Origin of the sequence: Thioalkalivibrio versutus (assembly GCF_001020955.1) — a bacterium.
Classification (GTDB): Bacteria; Pseudomonadota; Gammaproteobacteria; order Ectothiorhodospirales; family Ectothiorhodospiraceae; genus Thioalkalivibrio; species Thioalkalivibrio versutus.
In genome coordinates this window covers 806,272-827,476 of sequence record NZ_CP011367.1, presented here as the reverse complement: position 1 = coordinate 827,476, position 21,205 = coordinate 806,272, and the positions used below count along the sequence as shown (strand labels likewise).

General features: G+C 65.5%; 22 protein-coding genes. 16 read left to right on the top strand and 6 right to left on the bottom strand.

The genetic code is table 11. The annotated features are described in order from the left end of the window. Positions 1-91: 91 nt before the first annotated feature. The 3 genes from TVD_RS03940 (at position 92) to TVD_RS03930 (ending at position 4,025) form a co-directional block, all read left to right on the top strand. Positions 92-1,888 (top strand): SLC13 family permease, encoded by a 1,797-nt coding sequence (locus tag TVD_RS03940; protein ID WP_047251897.1) that lies wholly within the window; start codon positions 92-94, stop codon positions 1,886-1,888. 267 nt (positions 1,889-2,155) lie between these two features. Beyond that, on the top strand, positions 2,156-3,262 hold the full coding sequence (locus tag TVD_RS03935) for an SEL1-like repeat protein (protein ID WP_047250864.1): 1,107 nt from the start codon (positions 2,156-2,158) through the stop codon (positions 3,260-3,262). Between the two features lie 325 nt (positions 3,263-3,587). Further along, on the top strand, positions 3,588-4,025 hold the full coding sequence (locus tag TVD_RS03930; RefSeq protein ID WP_019562710.1) for a GreA/GreB family elongation factor: 438 nt from the start codon (positions 3,588-3,590) through the stop codon (positions 4,023-4,025). A gap of 378 nt (positions 4,026-4,403) precedes the next feature. Here the strand turns inward: TVD_RS03930 and TVD_RS03925 are convergent, their stop codons facing one another. Next, complete coding sequence (locus TVD_RS03925) at positions 4,404-5,051, bottom strand: HD domain-containing protein (protein ID WP_047250863.1); 648 nt, start codon at positions 5,049-5,051, stop codon at positions 4,404-4,406. Positions 5,052-5,528: 477 nt separating this feature from the next. On the opposite strand from TVD_RS03925, the gene TVD_RS03920 reads away from it, so the two are divergent. Both TVD_RS03920 and pyk read left to right on the top strand, forming a co-directional pair. Next, on the top strand, positions 5,529-6,113 hold the full coding sequence (locus TVD_RS03920) for an ion transporter (RefSeq protein WP_018176430.1): 585 nt from the start codon (positions 5,529-5,531) through the stop codon (positions 6,111-6,113). A 294-nt stretch (positions 6,114-6,407) separates the two neighbouring features. Beyond that, positions 6,408-7,871: a pyruvate kinase gene (gene pyk / locus TVD_RS03915; RefSeq protein WP_047250862.1), complete on the top strand. Its 1,464-nt coding sequence runs from the start codon at positions 6,408-6,410 to the stop codon at positions 7,869-7,871. Positions 7,872-7,957: 86 nt separating this feature from the next. Here the strand turns inward: pyk and TVD_RS03910 are convergent, their stop codons facing one another. Both TVD_RS03910 and TVD_RS03905 read right to left on the bottom strand, forming a co-directional pair. Continuing rightward, complete coding sequence (locus tag TVD_RS03910) at positions 7,958-8,887, bottom strand: hypothetical protein (RefSeq protein ID WP_047250861.1); 930 nt, start codon at positions 8,885-8,887, stop codon at positions 7,958-7,960. A gap of 165 nt (positions 8,888-9,052) precedes the next feature. Next, positions 9,053-9,472 (bottom strand): rhodanese-like domain-containing protein, encoded by a 420-nt coding sequence (locus TVD_RS03905; protein ID WP_018146175.1) that lies wholly within the window; start codon positions 9,470-9,472, stop codon positions 9,053-9,055. A gap of 236 nt (positions 9,473-9,708) precedes the next feature. On the opposite strand from TVD_RS03905, the gene TVD_RS03900 reads away from it, so the two are divergent. The 6 genes from TVD_RS03900 (at position 9,709) to TVD_RS03875 (ending at position 13,973) form a co-directional block, all read left to right on the top strand. Continuing rightward, on the top strand, positions 9,709-10,338 hold the full coding sequence (locus TVD_RS03900) for an alternative oxidase (protein ID WP_047250860.1): 630 nt from the start codon (positions 9,709-9,711) through the stop codon (positions 10,336-10,338). 81 nt (positions 10,339-10,419) lie between these two features. Next, a complete protein-coding gene (locus TVD_RS03895) occupies positions 10,420-11,040 on the top strand; it encodes a hypothetical protein (protein WP_047250859.1) in 621 nt (206 codons plus the stop codon). Positions 11,041-11,296: 256 nt separating this feature from the next. After that, a complete protein-coding gene (locus TVD_RS03890; protein ID WP_047250858.1) occupies positions 11,297-12,931 on the top strand; it encodes a methyl-accepting chemotaxis protein in 1,635 nt (544 codons plus the stop codon). Between the two features lie 205 nt (positions 12,932-13,136). Next, positions 13,137-13,379 carry a type II toxin-antitoxin system Phd/YefM family antitoxin gene (locus TVD_RS03885; RefSeq protein ID WP_047250857.1) on the top strand — a complete coding sequence of 81 codons (243 nt, stop codon included), beginning with the start codon at positions 13,137-13,139 and terminating at the stop codon, positions 13,377-13,379. After that, entirely contained in the window at positions 13,376-13,639 is a 264-nt protein-coding gene (locus TVD_RS03880) for a Txe/YoeB family addiction module toxin (protein ID WP_047250856.1), read from the top strand. The genes TVD_RS03885 and TVD_RS03880 overlap by 4 nt, the downstream gene beginning before the upstream one ends. A 61-nt stretch (positions 13,640-13,700) precedes the next feature. Continuing rightward, positions 13,701-13,973, top strand: coding sequence for a hypothetical protein (locus TVD_RS03875; protein ID WP_047250855.1), 273 nt, complete (start codon positions 13,701-13,703; stop codon positions 13,971-13,973). A gap of 38 nt (positions 13,974-14,011) precedes the next feature. On the opposite strand, the gene TVD_RS03870 is transcribed toward TVD_RS03875, so the two are convergent. Continuing rightward, positions 14,012-14,629 carry a class I SAM-dependent methyltransferase gene (locus tag TVD_RS03870; protein ID WP_047250854.1) on the bottom strand — a complete coding sequence of 206 codons (618 nt, stop codon included), beginning with the start codon at positions 14,627-14,629 and terminating at the stop codon, positions 14,012-14,014. 109 nt (positions 14,630-14,738) lie between these two features. On the opposite strand from TVD_RS03870, the gene TVD_RS03865 reads away from it, so the two are divergent. Beyond that, on the top strand, positions 14,739-15,041 hold the full coding sequence (locus TVD_RS03865; protein WP_018176437.1) for a DUF3817 domain-containing protein: 303 nt from the start codon (positions 14,739-14,741) through the stop codon (positions 15,039-15,041). A 262-nt stretch (positions 15,042-15,303) separates the two neighbouring features. Beyond that, a complete protein-coding gene (locus tag TVD_RS03860; RefSeq protein ID WP_047250853.1) occupies positions 15,304-15,651 on the top strand; it encodes an antibiotic biosynthesis monooxygenase family protein in 348 nt (115 codons plus the stop codon). 161 nt (positions 15,652-15,812) lie between these two features. Here the strand turns inward: TVD_RS03860 and TVD_RS03855 are convergent, their stop codons facing one another. Continuing rightward, positions 15,813-17,306, bottom strand: a complete 1,494-nt coding sequence (locus tag TVD_RS03855) for a plastocyanin/azurin family copper-binding protein (RefSeq protein ID WP_047250852.1) — start codon at positions 17,304-17,306, stop codon at positions 15,813-15,815. Between the two features lie 188 nt (positions 17,307-17,494). On the opposite strand from TVD_RS03855, the gene mscL reads away from it, so the two are divergent. The 3 genes from mscL to TVD_RS03840 all read left to right on the top strand — a co-directional run bounded on the left by mscL (position 17,495) and on the right by TVD_RS03840 (position 19,705). Further along, positions 17,495-17,905, top strand: a complete 411-nt coding sequence (mscL, locus tag TVD_RS03850) for a large-conductance mechanosensitive channel protein MscL (RefSeq protein ID WP_019593884.1) — start codon at positions 17,495-17,497, stop codon at positions 17,903-17,905. A 67-nt stretch (positions 17,906-17,972) separates the two neighbouring features. Continuing rightward, positions 17,973-18,941 carry an ATP-binding cassette domain-containing protein gene (locus TVD_RS03845; RefSeq protein ID WP_047250851.1) on the top strand — a complete coding sequence of 323 codons (969 nt, stop codon included), beginning with the start codon at positions 17,973-17,975 and terminating at the stop codon, positions 18,939-18,941. Next, positions 18,938-19,705: an ABC transporter permease gene (locus TVD_RS03840; protein ID WP_018951276.1), complete on the top strand. Its 768-nt coding sequence runs from the start codon at positions 18,938-18,940 to the stop codon at positions 19,703-19,705. Before TVD_RS03845 ends, TVD_RS03840 begins: the two co-directional genes overlap by 4 nt. Positions 19,706-19,845: 140 nt before the next feature. On the opposite strand, the gene TVD_RS03835 is transcribed toward TVD_RS03840, so the two are convergent. Beyond that, positions 19,846-20,886, bottom strand: coding sequence for a GGDEF domain-containing protein (locus tag TVD_RS03835; RefSeq protein ID WP_047250850.1), 1,041 nt, complete (start codon positions 20,884-20,886; stop codon positions 19,846-19,848). Positions 20,887-21,205 lie beyond the last annotated feature (319 nt).

Below are 21,205 nucleotides of genomic sequence, written 5' to 3'. Positions count from 1 at the left end.
TGCCGCCGAAAACGGTGCACGTGAGCCGCGAAGGCCCTACATTGGGTGAAAGGGACACCCGAGGGAGCGGTGAGTGACGGCCGAGCAGTGGATGATCTTCGGGTTGCTGGCGGTGACCCTGGTGTTGTTCGTCTGGAACCGCTGGCGCTACGACATCGTGGCGATCGGGGCGCTGCTGGCAGCGGCCTTTCTCGGACTGGTCCCGTTTCGCGAGATGTTCTCCGGCTTCGGCCACCCGGCGGTGATCACGGTCGCTGCAGTGCTGGTGCTGAGCCGGGGCTTGTTGAACGCCGGGGTCGTGGACACGGTGGCGCGCCAGCTCACCCGTGTGGGTGACCAGCCCTGGGTGCAGGTGGCGGCCCTCACGGGGGTCGTGGCACTGGCCTCGGGGTTCATGAACAACGTGGGCGCGCTGGCCCTGCTGATGCCCGTGGCCATCTGGATGGCACGCCAGAGCGGGCGTTCGCCCGCCTTCCTGCTGATGCCGCTGGCGTTCGGCTCGCTGCTGGGCGGGATGCTGACCATGATCGGCACGCCGCCGAATATCATCATCGCCGAGTACCGCGCGGAGGCGACGGGCACCGCGTTTGCGATGTTCGACTTCCTCCCGGTGGGGTTTGGAATCGCGGTGGTCGGCGTGATCTTCATCGCACTGATCGGCTGGCGGCTGACGCCGCAGCGGGAGCGCCCGGCCGCCAGCGGCGAGCTGTTCGAGATCAGCGCCTACCTGACCGAGGTGCGGGTGCCGGAGGGCAACCGCTATGTCGGCCACACCGTCTACGAGCTGATGCGCGAGCTGCGCGGCGAGGCCGAGGTGGTCGTGGTGGGACTCGTCCGCGGGGAACGCCGCGAGCCCATGCCCGCCATCTACGAGGTGCTGCGCGCGGACGACATCCTGCTGGTCGAGGCGGACTCCGACAGCCTGAAGACGCTGCTGGACGTGACCGAGATGGAGCTGGAGGCGCGGGTCGAGGAGGCGGAAGAGCAGGCCGAGCAGGAAGGCAACGGTGAAAAGCGCGAGAACGCGCTGGGCAAACTGGCACTGGAGGAGGCGATCGTCACGCCCGGCTCGCGTCTGGTCGGGACCACGGCCAGCGCCCTGGAACTGCGCCAGCGCTACGCGGTGAATGTGCTGGCCGTAGCGCGCCAGGGCGTGCGCCTGAGCGAGCGCCTGGACAAGGTGCGGTTCCGCGCCGGGGACATCCTGCTGGTGCAGGGCGGCGAGGAGGAACTGCCCGCCGCCCTGAGCGAGCTCGGCTGCCTGCCGCTAGCCTCGCGCGGGCTGCGCATCACCCGGCCGCGCAAGGTGATCCTCGCCAGCAGCCTGTTTGCGCTGGCGCTGGGCGCGGTGGCGCTGGGCTGGGTACCGGCGGCGCCCGCGCTGGTCGGGGCCGCGGTGGCGATGGTGCTGGTCGGGCTGATCGGGCCGAGCGAGGTGTATCGCGGGATCGAGTGGCCGGTGATCGTGCTGCTGGCGGCGCTGCTGCCCGTGGGTCAGGCGCTGGAGACGACCGGCGGCTCGCAGCTGATCGCCGATGGCCTGTTCGCGCTGGGCGAGGCCTCCTCCCCCGCCGTGATGCTGGCGTTGCTAATGGCCGTGGTGATGCTGCTGTCGAACGTGGTCAACAACGCCGCCGCGGCAGTGCTGGCGGCGCCGGTAGGGATCGCGCTGGCCCGGTCGATGGAGGCGGCCCCGGATCCGTTTCTGATGGCGGTCGCCGTGGGTGCGTCCTGCGCCTTCCTGACGCCGATCGGGCACCAGTCGAACACCCTGGTCATGGCCCCCGGTGGCTACGAGTTCCGCGACTACTGGCGCATGGGCCTGCCATTGTCGCTGATCGTCATCGTGACAGCCGTGCCGCTGATCCTGTGGATTTGGCCGCCCTAAAAGGTTGTAGAGGCTAGCGGGGCCAGCCACGCATTGCCCGTGCGGACCTCGACAAGGTACTGAGCATCGAGCGGTCGCTGCCGGATCGTGACCTGTAAAGCCTCCCCAAGAGCCAAGGTCCGGGCTGGAGACAGGCCATGACCGACCGGCTCGGCCGGGCGAAAGGGTGGCGAGCCGTGCAACCCCGACGATGTTCCGTGCTGTGTCTTGCGGTAGGCATCGGGGACTGTATCCTCGGGCTTCCACCTGCCACCGAGCACATCAGCCATGGACACGCCCACCTCATCTCCCAACCCCGTGCCCCCCCAAAGTCCGGGCGGCGCCGACCGCGACGGTTTTTTCGCCTTCGAACGGGGCGACTACCGGGCCGCCCGGAATATCTGGGAGGCCCGCGCCGATGGTGGCTCGGCCTGGGCGCAGCTCGGCATGGGAATCCTCTACGCGGAGGGGCTGGGGCTGGAGGCGGACCCGGCGCGTGCACGCGAGTATTGGACAAAGGCCGCGGAACAGGGGCTGAGCGATGCCAGCTTCAACTTGGGCGTGATGGCCGAAAAGGCAGATCCGGCGGATACCGAGATGGCCCGGCATTGGTATCGCCGCGCGGCCGAGTCAGGACACGTCGCGGCACAGAACAATCTGGCGGTTCTGCTGCTCAACCAGGGCGGCGACGCCGCCGCCACCGAGGCCGTCCAGTGGTGGAAACGCTCCGCGGAACGCGGCGATCCCGATGCCCTGAACAGCCTTGGGGTCGCCCACCAACAAGGCAGTGGCTGCGAGCGGGATCGAACCGCCGCAGTGGAGTACTACGCCCAGGCCGCCAGCGCGGGCCACCGGGACGCGGCCTTCAATCTCGCCCTCGCCCTGGAACAGGGCGATGGAGTGGACGCGGACCTGACCGCCGCTGTCCGCTGGTATCAGCAGGCGGCCGAGGCCGGGGACCCCGACGCCGCGGCGAAACTGGGGAATCTCTGCCGCGATGGCAAGGGCACAAAGGAAGACATGGAAGCTGCCGCTCACTGGTATCGGGCGGCGGCCGAAGCGGGCCACCCCCAGGCCCAGGCCAATCTTGGGGTCCTGCTGGATCGAGGCCTGGGGGTACCCCGGGACCAGTCGGCGGCGGCGCGCTGGTATGAAGCCTCTGCCCGGCAGGGCCTGGCCCCGGCGCAGTACAACCTGGGCATCGTGCTGGCCGACGGCCATGGTGTGGAGGTCGACTATGTCGCCGCCTGGGTCTGGTTCGCGCGCGCCGCCGATCAGGGCCACAAGCCGGCGGCCGAGGCGCGCGACTACATCCACCAGCAACTCACCCCGGAGCAACGCGCGGAGGCCGAGACGCGCAAGACCGAACCCTTCGGTCCGCCCATCACTCGATAGGCGAGCGCGCACGCGCCGACCCCGCATCTTGCGCCTGGCGATGCGAGGCCACGGCACGGTTGTAACGAGAATGAAAGAGACAGGCACCATCCTGTTGAGCCGGGAACGCCGGACTCTTATACGCACACGATAACTGCCACTATTCGTGCGGATTTGCCTTTGTCGAGGGAGCTGTCTAGCATCCGGCTTTCGTAACGACAACCCCCGCAATACTCGGTCTGGAGTCCCAAACGCCATGAGAACTCTCGCTTAGGCCGGGCGCCGTTTCCTCGTTCGTGCGCCCGGCCAACCCCCTTCTTCTTGTTTATGATCAGGAGATGCGACCGTGGCGCGCAACAACCCGTATTACCTTCGGCCAGCCGCCGATACCCGAACCCATCAATGGATCCGGAAGGACTACTGCGGAGCTATCGGCACCCCGATGGAACTCGCCTGCCTTCTCGAGAAGCTCGACGATGGAAGCCAAGCGGCAGCAACCCGCGGGGAGCCCATCGCCAGAGTAGGCTCCCGGGTACAACTACTGGATCTGCAAACCGAGGAGACGTTTGTCGTCGAACTCTGCGAGCCGGAAGACGCGAGACCCGAACAGGCGAAGATATCCATCCTGTCGCCGCTTGGCGCACGTTTGCTGGGGCTCCAACGGAACGGGACCGCCGAGGTCTCCCTCCTGCGGAGCCGGCTGCGGTTCATGGTGGTCAACATACTTCGCGCCGACGAGCGGACACCGCAACACCCGGATGAAGCCGATCCGGAAAAGGGCTGACAAGCGCGACGGGGTCGGACCACGACAAGAGCCTGAAATACTTTCGGTTATAGCGGTTTCCAGGCCCACAGATGGCCTTAAACGGACAATTTCAGGGACGAAAATGCTGTGGCATGGGGTCTACCTTCGGATTTAGCCCCTGTGGTGAAGGCAGAGAAAAAGGCCAGGTCTGAAGGTAGACCCCTTCCTTCCCGAAGCGCGCAAGGCCGAGCCTCCAGTTAGTTAGTCCATCACCCGTTCGGCACGAGGACCACGAGTGTCCCCGGCGAGTGAGGCCAACGCTGCTGGGGACGGTGTAAGACTCGCGCTAGAAACAATCCGCCGCCGACCGCGATAGTGGGGACCGGTACCTGTTCCTGCGCGGTTCGGACTGTCGCTTCACCCGGCCGCAGCCGTGTCCTGGTTGCTGGATCCTTCCCGAATACCACGCCCCACTGCGACATCGTACCGGCGCAGGGGAGAGCGCCGTGCGAAGGGGCAGTTTCGACGCCAGTCGGCGTCCTTGTCCGCCATTTCCGGGTGCATGGCCGGTGTCAGATCCCGCAACTGGCGCCAGAGCAACGGGTCGCCGCCCTCCAGCACCTCCAGCCAGGCCGCCTTCTCGCGAACAAACGCCGGCGTGAAGGCACGATCATGCATGAATACGGTACAGGCCAGATCGATCAGCTGGGCCAGTTTCACGGTCTTGGCCGGGGCCGTCGCCCGCGCCAGATGCTCCCGGTCGATCGCCTTGCGCTGGGCCCGGTTGCCGTCCTCCGGATGACTCACGTCGCTGATCATCACCACCATTTCTGCGACCTCCGCGCCAAACAGCCGCTCCAGGGTCTCCGGTTTTACCCCGGTATCCCGAATGGTGTCCTGCAGCCAGACGGCCGCCCGCATGCACTCGGTGTGCTGCACCGAACGCAGCAGTTCCACAACCCGCGCCGGATGCACGATATAGGGCTCGCCGGTATACCGGCAGACGTGCTCGACGCGCGCATGCGCGGCAATGGCGAAGGAACGGGCGCGTTGTTCCAGCTGCATGGGTTGATCCGGAAGGGTGTGATGCCAGGTATTGTAGAGAAACCGAATCAGAAGGGCTCCACGTTACGGCGCCGGTCTCTGTCAAGTGCGTCACGCTATTGGGTGCGCGCATGGCATGGAGTCGACCTTGCCTGTTGCCCCTCCTTCCGATCATGGCGGAGCGAGTGGTACCCCCTCAGCCGGAAGAAGAGATCCCCATCTTCTTGCAGCCGGCCTTCACCGGCCCCAGCAATACTGGCTCCTGGCGTCAGCCGAGGCGCTCGCCCTGCTGGAAAAGGGCTGGATTTCCCGCCGCAAAGAGCCGCAAAACCGTTCTGTTTGGCACCGTACCGACGCCAGCCTGACCTCGGCCTATGGTGGCGAACAGTCGGTGTTGATGACGAACGCGCCATGCAAAGGAACGAATCCCGGGCGTGACGTTATCCATTGCCATTCGTGCGCTGGAAGGCGGCCACTCAGGGTAGCGGGAGGGAGCCGGTGCGACTGAAGCTTGAATCGGCGCTTGAAGAATCGCTCAGCAATTACCTGACCGCTGCCGTCATCATTGCCGCCATACTGACCGCACCGCTGACGATCACTTACTGGTTAGACGTGGAACACCCCCTGATCACGGTCGCCGATTGGCTGATCTGGGCAGTGTTCGTGGTCGAGTATGCTTTTTACATGGCCATCTCGCATGACCGCTGGAAGACGACCAAAGAAAACTGGCTGTCGGTGTTGATTATCATCTTCTCCTTTCCACTGCTTCACGAGATACTCAAATCCACTCGCCTGATCCGACTTCTCCGCCCCCTGCCGCTGCTGCGACACACGGCCCTGCTCCGACAGATTGAACTGTTCCGCCTGGCCAGCGTCCGCAATGCCGGCAGCAGTGCCGCGATGACGGAGGCCAAGGAAAAGCTGGGTAAGGAACACTGGGCTGTCCGCTTCATCGTGCGCGTCGAGTACTATCGTTCACGCCTTGTTACGGGGCTGCTGAAACTCCTGCCATTCATAAAGTCCAGCACCATTCGCAAGCGACGTCAGGAGGAGCGCTCAAAGCGCGAAGACATGAACGAATAAACGGAAACCGCTCGACGGGTTGTGCTGTTATCTCGCTCATCCTTCTTGCTCCAGGACCAGGAAGAAGAGGACACCCATGTTGTTCCGATGGTCCGAACGTTCGACCCAACGGGCCGCTATCACTGCTCCGGCAGGGTTACGCCACGATTAAAGCGGACGCATCGCACTGAGGGTCGTCGACGAAGGTCGTCTACCGATTCCAGCGGCCGCACATGGACACGCCACGGGCACGGCGACAGGTATCCGCGGTACGGTCTACCCTCCTAAGACACCGCCCGGATGAATAACCCGCCCATGCCGTTTCCCGCGCAGAAGACCAAGATCGTTGCCACCATTGGGCCCGCGTCCGATTCACCAGAGACGCTACGGCGCATGATGCTGGCCGGGCTCGATGTAGCTCGGCTGAACTTCTCGCACGGCGATGCCGCCTACCATGCCGAGTTGATCGGTCGCATCCGCGACGTCGCGGATGCGACCGGCACCCGCGTCGCCATCCTCGGCGACCTTCCCGGTCCGAAGATGCGTATCGGCGAACTGGCGGAAGAGCCGATCGAACTGCACCCCGACCAGACCATCACCCTGACTACCGAGGACTGCATTGGCGATGCCTCGCGGGTCAGCGTGTCGTTCGCGGGCCTGCCGGAGGCGGTGCAGCCGGGCGATGCCCTGTTCCTGAACGATGGCTTCATCGAGCTGGAGGTGGTGACGGTCGAGCGCAGCGAAGTGATCTGCCGCGTGCATACCGGCGGCGAACTACGCTCGCGCAAGGGCCTGAATCTGCCGGGCATCGATCTCGGCATCCGCGCCTTTACCACGGAAGACCACCAATGGCTGCGGTTTGCAGCGGAACACGGCGTGGATGCGGTCAGCCAGAGCTTCGTAGTCGACGGCGACGACATCCTTGCGGTGCGCAAGGCGGCAGAAGCACTGGACTACGCCCCCTTCATCATCGCCAAGATCGAGCGCGCCGCCGCGCTGGAGCAACTCGACAGCATCCTCGAGGCCGCCGACGGCATCATGGTGGCACGCGGGGATCTCGGAGTGGAGATCCCGATCGCGCGCATTGCCCTCGCCCAGCGGCGCATCACCCGACGCGCCAACCGGCACAACCGCCCGGTGATCACCGCCACCCAGATGCTGGAGTCCATGGTCGCCTCGCGCCGCCCTACCCGCGCCGAGGCCACCGACGTCGCCAACGCCATCCTCGGCGGCACCGACTGCGTGATGCTTTCCGCCGAGTCGGCGATGGGGCTGTACCCGGTGGAGGCCGTGGCGATGCTGGCGGCCATTGCCCGCTCCATCGAACCGGAACGCGACGGCGGCATCGGCGCCGACGGCCCGGACGACCCTGACGAGGCAGGTCTTGACCGAGCCGTCGACCTCATCGCGCGCAGCGTACTGCACACCGCGCAGCGGCGCCTGCCACGGGTCACCCTGGCGCCTACGGCCAGTGGCGCCACCGCCCGGCGTATCGCCCGCCTGCGCCTGCCCTGCTGGATCGCCGCCTTCACCCCGAACCCGGCCACCGCCCAGGGCCTGCAGTTTTCCTACGGTGTCCACCCCGTGGATGTCGCCGAGGACCGCGCCGACTGGAACGACTTCGCGCGCCAGTGGCTCACCGAGCACGGCATCGACGACGGCCTCGCCCTCCTCGTCCAGGGCCCCTCGGGGCCCCATCCGACCGGCAACCACCGCCTGGAACTGCTCGAACTCGACCGCCCCCGCCAGCAATACGCCAACGCACCGGAGCACCCCTGACCCACACCCCCGTGCGGCCGAAGACGGAAGAACACGACACCCGCCTCCTGGCCGAGCTGCAAGGTCAAGGAGATTCGGATAGCCCGTCAATCCAGGGGCAGGATGCGCCGGCGGGGCGGTGGGGCATCCTGCAGCCTCTGCTGGTTCGCGTACTCGCGTTGCTTCTGCTCGAGGTAGGTCTCGCGGTCCAGCTCGCGTAGCTGGCGCGGGTATTCGTCGGTCAGGTCGAACCAGCGTTCCAGGCGGGCCAAAAGGAGCTCCTGAGCCGGCCGGTCGCGGACGTCGAGCCAGGCCTGCAGTGCAAGATAGAAGCGCATGACGGTGCGCTCGATCATGCCTTCCAGGCCGCCGACGTATTGTGGCTCGCCGTTTTCGTAACCGACCACGGTGAAACCCACCCGCTCGCGTCCCCCGGTGGCGAGGTAGACGAGCGCGGCCAGCCGGGCAATCACCCCGAAGCGCAACGAATACTCGAGGTTGACGAGGGTCCCCGTGTCGTGCGGCACGACGTGGACGACGATGGAGTAATCCCGGGTTCCGTAGGGCCCACGATCGCCCTCCAGCTCGATCAGCAGCCAGTCCTCACCCATCTGGGCCGACCGCCTGACGAGCTCCACACGCTCTGCATACTCCGCCTGCTCGTAACGCGCACGGCCCACGTACAGGTGCAGCAAGGCGTCCGCCCCCTCGCGGTAGACGCAGCTCTTGATGTTGATGTGCAGGACGGTGATTTCGCACCACGCCGAAAGCGCTTCCAGCTCACTGGCCACCAGCGCAAACGAATACGGCAGCCGGGCGTGCACCGCCCCCTCGACGACGCCGCCCTGCACCGTGGAGGTAACGGCAATCGGCTCGCCCAGCGGTGATTCGGCAATGGCGGCCAGCCAGTCTTCGGCGCCATCCGCATGCGCCAGTAGAGGGCTTCCGACAAGCAGAACCAACCCGACAAGCGCGCCGATGTGCAGTCGACAGCACCAGGATTGGTGGGCAAACGGAACGGCCGGCAGTCGCAGCATGGCAGCGCCCCTCCGTAGAATCACCCGGCCGGCGCCCGTTGACGGTCATGACGGGGTCGGCCCCGGGTCAGGGCCCGAAACGGTGACCATTGAGGCGAAATCGCCCCCGCTCACCTCCTTAGATAGCCCATATCCGCGATCAGCACTGGCGAACATGCCCATGGATCATGTGTCTCCCTTGCTGGTCCAGCCGCGGAAACCTTCCCGGACGGAAAGGCAGCGTGCATACCCGAGGTCCCGCAGGAGCTCTGCGGCACGCAGGCTGCGGCGGCCGCTGTTGCACAGGCACAGCAGGATCTGGTCCTGGGTGACGTGGTGGCGGTTGATCAGGGAGATGAAGTGCTGGAAATCCCGCTCGTCCGGCTCGTCCGCATCCAGCAGTTCCTGTTCCTCCTCGGACAGCTCGCGACCCAGCAGCTGCTTCAGGCGGAACAGGGGCACAGGGACGGCACCTTCTACCGCGCCTTCCAGCTCCAGTTCGAAGGGCTGACGGATATCCAGCAACACGGCCAGGCCGATATCGACCAGTTCGCGCGCCGCGTTCACGCTGATCTCCAGCTGCGGCTTGCTCGTTTCGTTCGCCATGCGTTCTCCTTTGATGTTCGCCTCTCTCTGAGGCCGCCTTCTCGGCTCCCGGTTCCCCCGATTGCACCGCCCGATCCACAACCTCGACATTGGACATCAGAAACCCGGTCCGGGCTTCTGTCATGCATGGGGTTTCACGCTCTGTGAAGCGGCCCCACGACATTTCAGACGGCGGGTTCTATGCTCCATGGATACCTGCCGCCTGAAACGGCGCACTGATCAGCGTTAGGGGCAGCATGCCGAACGACCGCGATATCGACCTGAGCCGCCACCACGAACCCCGGGATTTCTCCGACCGCGTCGCACGGGGCTTTACCTCGCTGATGCGATTCTTCGCCGACACCTTCTTTGCCCGGCGCTACGGACACCGCGCCGTGGTCCTGGAGACGGTTGCGGGCGTCCCCGGCATGGTGGGCGCCACGCTGCAGCACCTGCGCTCGCTGCGGCGCATGGAGGATGACCACGGCTGGATCCGCACGCTGATGGACGAGGCCGAGAACGAGCGCATGCACCTGCTCACCTTCATCGAGATCACCTCGCCCAACTGGCTGGAGCGCTTCCTGATCATCCTGGCGCAGGGCTTTTTCTACACGTTGTTCTTTATGATCTACATCATCTCGTCGCGTACGGCGCACCGGATCGTAGGCTACTTCGAAGAGGAAGCGGTCGTCAGCTACACCGAGTACCTGGAGGAAGTGGAGTCCGGCGGGCTCGATAACGTCGCCGCGCCGGAACGCGCGATCCAGTACTGGAACCTTCCGGAAGATGCTCGCCTGTCCGACGTGATCCGCGCGGTACGCGCCGACGAGGCAGGCCACCGGGACGTTAACCACGGCTTCGCCGACCTGCTCGGCAAGAAAGACTGACCCGGGCGCTCTCCCACGACCTGACGGGGCCGGTTTTCGGGCACTATCGTGTGGCCGTATGCGAACGACAGGGAGACGGCCGTGAACGACGAGACAACCGGCGGGACCGAGGGCGCACTCCCCCTGCAGCGGCTGGCGGGATGGGGGCTGCGCGGTATCGCGGTCCTGACGGGCCTGGGCGGGCTACTGACATCGGTGACGCTCTGGACGCTGGCACAGGAAACGGCGCAGGTGCCCTGGCCGGTCGCATCCCTGGTGTTGCTGCAGGCCCTCTTTGCCGTTGCAGTGCTGGCCTGGGTCGTGCTCCTGTGGCGAAGGGCCCGCGCACTGGGCGCGCTGGAGACGCGGGACTATCCCGCCATCACCTGCGTTGTCGTCTGCACACGGCTGGTCGGCGAGCTGCTGGCGATTGCCTTCGTGCTGCTCGCGCTGGCGTTGTCGGTCATCTCCCTGACAGCGGTGGAGCCCTTTGCGGGCACCGCGGTGGCCGCGTTCGGCCTTGAAGCCGAGCTGGTGGAACCGGCGAGCTGGGGACTGGCCATCCTGACGGCGATCCTCTGGCCCCTCGCCGGGTTGTTCGCGGGCGGTTTGGTCCTGTTCGCGGCCTACCTGTTCGCCGATGCCATGACGGCCATGCTGGAGTATGTGCGCGACGTGCGGCGCATCCGCGAGACCCTGTCGTCCGGACCGTCCGCGAGATGAAATAGAACGCGAGACCTTCGGGGTCAAACCTTGCCTTTTGCTTCGTCAGTCGGCCCCGCAGAAAACGCCGCTGAACCCCCGGCAAGTACGCCGCCAACCGCGCAAACCCGACACCCATTCGAACCGGCTGGGAGTGGACTGCTGGCGGACGTCGCCACGGGTGATCCATCTCAAGGTTTGGCCGGCCAGGCCGTTTACAGTGGTCATGGCCCGAGGTTGCGGGCTGCTCCCAATACAGGCCTCACAAGGACCGCCCATGAATTTCCGTTCGCTCTCTGTTCGATCCAAGCTGGTCATCACCATCGTGGTACCCGTGGCCGCGCTCCTGCTGTTGGCGGCCCTGGCCGCACGCGGCACAGCCAACATCGAAGAGGGCGTGCAGAACATCTATCACGACCGCGTCGTACCCCTGCAGCAGCTGAAGACCATCGCCGACAACTATGCGGTGCTGGTCATCGACGCGGTCAACAAGGCGGACGCCGGACGGATGACGGCGGAAGAGGCACTCGCCGACGTCCGTGAGGCACGAGAGGAGATCGCCGAGATCTGGGACGCCTACCTGGCCACGACCCTGACGCCCCGTGAGCAGGAACTGGCTGATGGTGCCCGCGGGTTGTTCCGCGCAGCCAACGCCCACCTGGACCGCCTGGAGGAGGCTCTGGGCGGGATGTCCGGCGATGTCCAGGGCGAGCTCGACGCCTTCAACGGTCCCCTGTACGACACCATCGATCCGATCAGCGACCAGATTACCCAGCTGGTCGACCTGCAGATCGATGTTGCCGGGACCGAGGCCGAGCGGGTATCGGCGTTCTACACCCAGGTTCTGGTGCGCAGCGGCGCGCTGATGCTGGTGGTCTTGATCATCGTCGTGGTCACCGGGGTGTGGACGTATCGCTCGGTGGCACTCCCGATCTCGCGGATGCGCGCGACACTCACGGAGATCGCCGAGCACCATGACCTCTCGCGCCGGGTCGACGTTCGCTCCGACGACGAGATCGGCGCCACTGCAGGCGCCCTGAACAGCATGCTCGACCAATTCCAGGACTCGATCCGCGAGTTGCGCACCCTGACGGACCAGATGGCCTCTGCCGCGGAACAGCTGTCCGCCGTCAGTACCCAGACCAACGGGAACATCGACCAGCAGCGCTCGCAGACCGAACAGGTCTCGACGGCGATGAACGAGATGGCCGCGACGGTGCAGGAGGTCGCGCGCAATGCCTCCGATGCCGCCTCCTCCAGCCAGGAAGCCGATCAGGAGTCCCGCGCGGGTGGCGAAGTGGTGCGCACGGTGGTCAGCGACATCGGACGCCTGTCGGGCGAAGTCGCGACCATCGAGGAATCCGTGCGCAACCTGGACGAGAAGGGGCAGCAGATTGGCTCGGTGCTCGACGTCATTCGCGGCATTGCCGAGCAGACCAACCTCCTGGCCCTGAATGCGGCGATCGAGGCCGCCCGCGCCGGCGAACAGGGCCGCGGCTTCGCCGTGGTCGCCGACGAGGTACGTACCCTCGCCTCGCGCACGCAGGACTCCACGGCGGATATCCAGGCGATGATCGAGTCGCTGCAGGCGGGTACCCGCAACGCCGTCACCGCGATGGGCCGCGGCCGCGAAATGGCCGAGGCCACCAGCAACGACGCCGAACGTGCCGGCGAGGCGCTGGAATCCATCGTCCAGGCGGTCGGCCGAATCAGCGACATGACCACACAGATCGCCAGCGCGGCGGAAGAACAGAACGCGGTGGCCGAGGAGATCAACCGGAATATCTACGCCATCAATGACATCACCGGCGATACCGCCAACGGGGCCCGCCAGACGGCGACCGCCAGCCAGGAGGTCGCGGACATCGCCTCGCGTGTACGCGACCTGGCCTCCGCCTACCGCATTGGCTGAACCCCTCCCGAAGGGCACGCCGATGAGATCCGCTTCGGATCCACCGTTCTAACTTTCCGAGCGGACGACCACCGGCCTGCGCAGTAGAACTCGGAAATGTTGGCCCGCCGGGAGGCACAAAGCGATTGGCCGCCGTGTACCAGGCCTTGCAGAACGTACTTGAAAGCGTACGATAAGTGGCAGGATCCTATTGTTGGAGTGAGTCATGACCGCCATTACCGCCAGCGAGGCGCGTGCAAACCTGTATCGCCTGATTGACGAGACGGCAGACTCTCACCAGCCGTTGCTCATTACGGGCAAGCGCAACAAGGCCGTTCTGATCTCCGAAGAGGATTGGACGGCCGTCCAGGAGACGCTGCATCTGCTCTCCACGCCCGGCATGCGCGAGAGCATCCGCAAGGGCATGGAGACGCCCATGGACGAATGCAGCCGGAACCTGGACTGGTGACCTGGTCGCTCGTCTATACGAAACAGGCACAGAAAGACGCGAAAAATCTGGCCGCCAGCGGTCTGAAACCCCGCACGCAGGCTCTACTGGATCTGCTGGCCGAAGACCCTTTTCGCAGGCCGCCCCCGTTCGAGAAACTGGTGGGGGATCTTTCCGGCGCTTATTCCCGCCGCATCAACATCCAGCACCGCATCGTTTATCAGGTTCTGGGAGAAGAGCGTGTCGTGAAGGTTCTTCGGTTATGGACACACTACGAGTGATCGAACGCATCATCGCCGTGGCGTACGGGTTCCGCCCCGCACCTTCACTTCGGGAGGAAGCATGAGGCTCTGGTCGAAGTGGAAGAAAGGCGGGGCGCTGCTGGCCGACGTCCTGCAGCGCCACGGGATCGATCCGAAGGCGGCCGCGGCACGAGAGAGCTTCAAGCAGATCCTGGATGACGCGGAGGGCGCGGCGGATGCGCGCCTGGAACGCGAGCGACAGGACGCTGGGGCCCTGTCGCGGGAGGAACGCAACACCCGCTGGGAAATGCTGTTCTTCGAGGAGATCCGCGCCCGGGCCAAGGCCCATGCCGCGGAGGTCAAACGCCGCTGATCGCCGCGGCGGCACCGCTGAACGTGGTGCGGTCGGGATCAGCCGTCCTTGCGGAACACGCACCAGTTGAACGGCTGCTCGGTCTCGCCCGGGGTCACATGGACCTCGCGTTGCGACTTCACCAGCGCGAAACCCGGACCGAACGCGTCCTGCAGGGTCTCCGGGGAATGCCGCTGCACCGACAGGCCGGAACATTTTTCCGGGCCATCCAGCGCAAAGGTCCCGATCACCACATGTCCACCCGGACGAAGGGCATGCTGCATCTGCCTCGCGTATTGGGCGCGTTGATCCGGATCGGTCAGGAAGTGAAACACCGCGCGGTCATGCCAGACATCCAACGCGGCCTCCGGGAATGCGTGTTCCAGTACGTCCGCTTCCTGCCATGCGACCGCTGCGGCGCGCCCCCCGACCCGCTCGCGCGCCTTCTCGAGCGCCGCCCCGGACAGATCCAGCACCGTCAGGTTGCGATAGCCTTCAGCCAGCAGTTCGTCCACCAGGACCGAGGCACCGCCACCGATATCGACAATCGCGGCATCGGGGGCCGACGCCACCGCCCGAATCAGGGCTCGCGACGTCCGCGCCTCCGCCTGATACCACCCCACGGCATCGGTGGCGCAGGTCTGGTAGACGTCTTCCCAGTGCGGCTTGGTGCTCATGCGGGTTCCTGGTTACCGGAGCAAAGGCTTCTCGTACCGGAAGGTTATCAGGCGTTCGGGCCCCGTGTGCTACCCTCCGCGCCGATTCCCATGCCGCCGGGCCAGCCCTATGAAATTCTTCCGCCTGATCAGCATTGTCGAGGGCATTTCCCTCGTCACCCTGCTCTTTGTCGCCATGCCGCTACGCACCTACGCGGATATGCCACTGGCGGTGACCTACGTGGGCTGGGTGCACGGCATCCTGTTCATCGTCTATGGCGCGACGTCGTTGATCGCCAGCCACCTGAGCGGGTGGCCAGTCTGGAAATGGCTGCTGGTCCTGTTCCTTGGGGTGGTGCCCTTCGGCTTTCTCTACGTCGACCACCTGATCCGGCGCGAAATCCCCAACGCAAGCGCGGCCAGGACGGCCTGACGCCGAATCATCACGGGCCACGGCCCAACCGCCTGCAGCCCCCGCTCGTCATCCCGGCCGGAGCGAAGCGCAGAGCCGGGATCTCCTACGTCAGCGACTCCCCCAGCGCCGGAGATCCCGGATCGCCGCTGCACGGCGTCCGGGATGACGGCCCCAGGTGTGCCTCGATGAATCGGACTGGCGACTCGTCCCTTGAATGCCTTCCCCAGAACCGACGTTCGCGTGGTCTAATCGGCCCTTCATCCCCATACCAAAGCCCACCATGATCGCCGTAATCTTCGAAGTGGAACCACACGCCGAACGCAAACAGGACTACCTGGATGCGGCCGCGAGTCTGCGCGAACATCTGGAGGACGTCGACGGATTCCTCTCCATCGAGCGTTTCGAGAGCCTGAGCCAGCCGGGCAAGGTGCTGTCACTGTCTTTCTGGCGGGATGAAGCCGCCGTTCGGGAATGGCGCAACCTGGAGGAACACCGCCAGGTGCAGGCGGCCGGCCGCGGCGGCATCTTCGCCGACTACCGCCTGCGCGTGGCCGAGGTCGTGCGCGACTACGGCATGCAGGACCGCGACCAGGCGCCGGACGACTCCCGCAGTGCCCACGGAGCCTGATCCTCGCCACCAACGCCCGTCACACGCGGCTCGATCGCGATCGAGCCGCGTCCAGCCGACCTGCCGGGTGTTCAGGAAATACTGATGGGCTGGCATTTTGTTACTGCACGCTGCAGCCCCCGTGCTCCGAGAGGGCCAGGATGGCCTGACGCAGCGCTGACCTACCCAGGATCGCGCACGATGATGCGGCCTTCCATGTACGGGTGCGGGGCACAGATGTAGTCATACGTGCCCGGCTCGGTCAGCGTGACGCTGTCGCTCTCGGCGTGGCCCAGCATCGCCGTGGCGAACGATTGCGGGCCGCGCATGGCGACGGCATTGTGCGCACCCGAGGTCTCCCCAAGACCATAAGTGAAGACATCCTCGTTCACCCAGGTGATCTTGGTGCCCGGCGCCACCTCGACCACCTTCGGGTAGAAGGAATTGCCCTTCATCTCGATCACGACCTCGTCCACATCCGCCCCGAACCGGACCGGACGATCCGCCCGGGCGGGTACCGGATTGGTGTCGGCGTCGGGAATGCCGAACGGCGCGAGGCCACGCCGGGCTTCACCGATCCGCTCCGCACGCTCTGCCGGCTCGTACGAGGGGCCTTCGGCCAGGATCTCGGAGGAGGTCTCCGCGTCCGCTCGGGCGTCCAGCAGCCCGATGGCACCACGGCTGGTGGCCCCGACGCCATGATCCAGCATCGTGTAGACGCCTTCCTCCGGGGGAATGCGGAACTCGATCACCCAGGAGTCCGAGGGGCCCGCGGTTATCGTCTGCCCGCCGGGCCACTGTGCTTCCGGGTGCCCCTGCCAGTACACGTAGTCCCAGAGGATGCCCACAATATGGAAGGTGGACAGGAGGTTGGGGCCGACATTCAGGAAGTACATGCGCACGTAGTCGCCCGGACGGACCCGGATGGGGTTCTCCACGTAGCGGAACAGCTCGCCATTGAAGGCGGTGTAGCTGGCGTCGCCTTCCACCGCCTCCTTGCCGCTGGCGTACAGTTCGTGCTGCAACATGTACAGCTTCAGGTCCGGCTCCTGCCCCAGATCCGCCTCCAGCTGGTAGGACTTATCGCGCGGCTCGACCACGATCATCCCGTACTGGCCAAACATCACGTGCATCGGGATGGCATGACCACCCGGGGCACAGTGATACATGAACACGCCCGGCGTGGTTGCCCGGAAGGTGACCGACTTGGTCTGCCCGGGGAGGATGTTTCCCACGTGCTTCGACGTCTGGGTATAGGCGGCATGGATCGACGCCCCATGCATCACATCCCCGCTGTTTGTGATCTCCATGCGCACGATGTCGCCCTCGGTCACCCGCAAGGTTGGCCCGGGCAGTTTCCCGTCGATCAGGAAGCCGTCGTAGACCACGCCCTGCCCGATCGGCACCTGCCCCTCGTCCAGATCAATGCGGAACACATGATCGGGCTCGGCATCCGGATGCACATACCCGGTCGGCCGCGTCTCGAGCCCCTCGTCACGCTCGATGATCTCGATAAAGTCGCTGTCGCCGAACAGTTCGCTGAAATCCGGGCCCGCCGATGCCTGGGCCACTGAGGCGAAACACCACAACAGGACCACGGCAAACCCGGCCGCGAAATGTCCACCCAGTGGGTTACGGCCAATGGCCGAAGGATATGCCGATTCTGTTCGTTTCATTGCCCCCTCTTCTGGATCGGATCCACGACGCTCCGCTATAACCTTTATAGACCCTGCATCTATTCACGGCGGCGCGACGCCGCGGCACTCGGATTGACGTATCCCCGGGTCTTCCCCGCCGTCCTTCCATAGCAACCGCCCCGGCTGTGGCCTATAGATCTAGCAACGTCATCGACGGGAGAGGGGCCATGGGCATCGTGAACGAGTTCAAGCAGTTTGTGGCGCGCGGCAACGTGGTCGACATGGCCGTGGGTGTCATCATCGGGCTGGCGTTCGGCCAGATCGTGTCCTCACTGGTTTCCGATGTGGTGATGCCACCCATCGGCCTGCTAATCGGCGGGGTCGACTTTGGAGAACTCGCGATCGTGCTGCGCGAGGCAGAGAACGGCGTGGCGGCGGTCACGATCAATTACGGACTGTTCATCAAGCGCGTGGTGGACTTCCTGATTATCGCCGTGGTGGTATTCGCCGCCATCAAGGGGATCGCCCGCCTGCAGCGCAAGGAAGAGGCCAAGCCGGAGGAACCCGCGGCACCCAGCAACGAAGAGAAACTGTTGACGGAGATCCGCGACCTGCTGAAGGCGCGGCAAGGCGACTGAAGAACACGCTGAGGAACCGGTACGGCCAGACGGCGTCTCAGCAAGGGCATCGAACAGGGAGACGAGTTTGGACAACGCCATCGAAGTGGAGGGCCTGGTGCGCGACTTTGGCGGCACGCGGGCCGTGGACGGCGTGGATCTGCGGGTGCCGGCCGGCCACGTACTGGGCCTGCTGGGGCCCAACGGCGCCGGCAAGACAACCGTGGTGCGTATGCTCGCCACCCTGCTGACGCCCACCGCCGGGATCGCCCGTGTAGGCGGCTTCGATGTGGCTCGCGACGGCGCTCGGGTGCGCGAGATCATCGGCCTGACCGGCCAGTACGCCTCGGTGGACGAGAAGCTGACCGGACGGGAGAACCTGATCCTGATCGGCCGCCTGCTGGGCCTGAAACGCCGTGACGCCAGGGCCCGCGCCGATGAATTGTTGCAGGATTTCGACCTGCGCGAGGCCGGACAGCGCCCGGCCCAGACCTACTCCGGCGGGATGCGGCGTCGGCTGGATCTGGCCGCCAGCCTAGTCGGGCGCCCGCGCATCCTGTTCCTCGACGAGCCCTCCACTGGCCTCGACCCGCGGGCCCGCCGCGACCTGTGGGAGCGTGTCCGCCAACTGCAGACCGACGGCACAACCGTGCTGCTGACCACCCAGTACCTGGAGGAAGCCGACGCCCTGGCCGATGCCATCGTAGTACTGGACCACGGACGCGTGATCGCCGAAGGCACCGCCGCACAACTGAAGGCCCGGGTCGGCGGACGCTCGCTGTTCCTGATGGTGGCCCGCGCGGAACAGGCCGCGGTGGCCGGCGAGCGGGTCGCCGCGATGGTGGGCACCCCGCCCCGTGTGGAGGGCGAAACGATCAGCGTACCGGTGTCGGACCCGGCCCTGCTGCCCGCATTGTTGCGAGAGCTGGACGCCGCCGGCATTGAGGTCGCGGAGCTGGGGCTGCGCGGCGCCAGTCTGGATGATGTGTTCCTGTCCCTGACCGGGCGCAGCGGGGCCAGCCGCGAAGAGCCGGGCAACGCGGAGGCCACGCCATGAAGGCCCTCGATCAGACCCTGGCGCTTGCCTGGCGCAGCCTGGTGCAGGTGCGGCGCAACCCCTGGGAGCTGGGCGACTACAGCATCCAGCCGATCCTGTTTCTGGTGCTGTTCCTGTTCGTATTCGGCGGGGCTATTGCCGGCTCGCCAGAGAACTACCTGGCGTTCGTGCTGCCAGGTGTGATCGTGATGAACATGCTGTTCGTTACGGTGTACGTGGGCCACGGCCTGAACACCGACCTGACCCGCGGCGTGTTCGACCGCTTTCGCGCCCTGCCCATCCCGCGCTGGGCGCCGCTGGCCGGGCGCATCCTGGCGGACGTGGTCAAGCAGCTGCTGTGCATTGCCCTGTTGCTGGTCGTCGGATTCCTGCTGGGCTTTCGCCTCGAGACTTCATGGGCCCATCTACTGGCGATGGTGGCGCTGGTGCTGACCTTTGCCGTGGCCTTTTCCTGGGTGATGGTGCTGGTCGGCGTCATCGCACGCGACCCGGAGCACGTGCAGCTGTTCGGCTTTACCGCGCTGTTCCCGGTCACCTTCGTCAGCTCGGCCTTCGTGCCGGTGGATACGATGCCCGTGTGGCTGCAGGGCTTCGTGCAGGCCAACCCGGTGTCGCTGCTGGCAGATGCCGCCCGCGGCCTGATGAACGCCGAGGGTCCGGCCCTTGAACCGGCCTTGTGGTCGCTCGCCTGGGCGCTGGCGATCGCGCTGGTCTTCGCACCGCTGTCGGTCTACGCGCTCAACCGCCGCCTCGCCCGCGGCTAGGGAAACCTGGGGCACCCGTTCGCAGGAGACCATTGAATCGTATTTGCCGGGGTCTCGCGGGTCGGGGGTACCGCCAGCGTCCGTTCCATCCGATCAAGCCGCCCGAGCCCCTAGTTGCAGGGCCGCACCGAGCGGCGTGGTCAGAACAGTTCGATCTCGCCCACGTCAATCCTGGAGGGCTTAATCATGCCTTCGGCGACCAGGCGGTCGTACATACAGACCCGGTTCTTGCCGTTTTCCTTGGCGTAGTACAAGGCCTGATCGGCCTCGTCCAGTACGGCGCTGGCCGTCTTGTACGGGCGCAACTGGGTCACGCCGATGCTCGTTGTGACCCGGCCGACTCGCGGCACTACATAATCGGCAACCGCGTGCTGCAGCCGTTCGAAGGTAGCGGCAGCCCGGTCGGCACCGGCAACCTCGGCCAGCACCACGAACTCCTCCCCACCAAAGCGGTAGATCAGGTCGTTTTCACGAAAACTCTTCTGCAGCAACCGCGCGAGCAGAATTAGCACCTCGTCGCCATACACGTGACCGAAACCGTCGTTGACCTTCTTGAAGTCGTCGACGTCGATCACACCCAGCCAGATCTGCGTTTCTGCCGGATCAGGCTCCCGGCGACGATCCTCCGGCAGCCCCGGCCGGTGGACACTACGATCCAGGGTCGCGAGATCGCGGAAATTGTCGTCGAAGGTCTTGCGGTTGAGCAGGCCGGTGAGCTCATCGGTCTGGGCGTCATCAATCAGCTTGACGAAGTTGCGATACACCGAAAGGAAACTCTTGACCAGGCGGGCATCCAGGGACTCGTCAGCATCGTCGCCATCGAATGAAAACACCAGGCAGATACTGAACTCGTTGAGCCCGGACATCGGAAAAACCGAGACCCGACGACCGGACACATCGGCCTCGGCAACCGGCTGACCGGTTGCCAACGCCTGCTCCAGCAACCCGTCAGGGACCGGCTGCTCCTTGGGGTCGAACGGCACCGTCATCACGGCATCGTGCTTGCGATCAAAGGTATGCAGGCTCCGCGGCTGGCCTTCGACATCAAGCTGAATCGCCCAAATGCAGGCATTCTCGTAGATGTCGTCCAGCGTCTTGAGCAGGCTGTATTCCAGACGCTGGGCATTGCGTATACCCGTCAGGTGGGCCAGTCCGTCAAGCAGATCACGGCTGCTGGGCATTGCGTTGATCCCATGGATTCGGTGAGGGCCGCGGGCGCCCCGGTTGGATCGTCCGGAGCGCCCGCGGTGCGAAATCACTTCGCGCCAATGCCGTTTGGCAGCACGCGAGGCTGGGACACCGCCCCGCCCACAAGGTTTCGCGCCGGAGCCATTCCCGAATCTCGCCCGCATGGTATCGAAAAGCACGGGGCTGGGTGGCGGGCGTCCTCGATGCCGATAGAGGAGGGATCGATGATCAGGGAGACCGGGTCGCGGATGCCCCGTGCGCCCGCCGTCCCCGGGACAGGTTCGCAGGGGTTTTCCACCGCGCTGCCGGCAA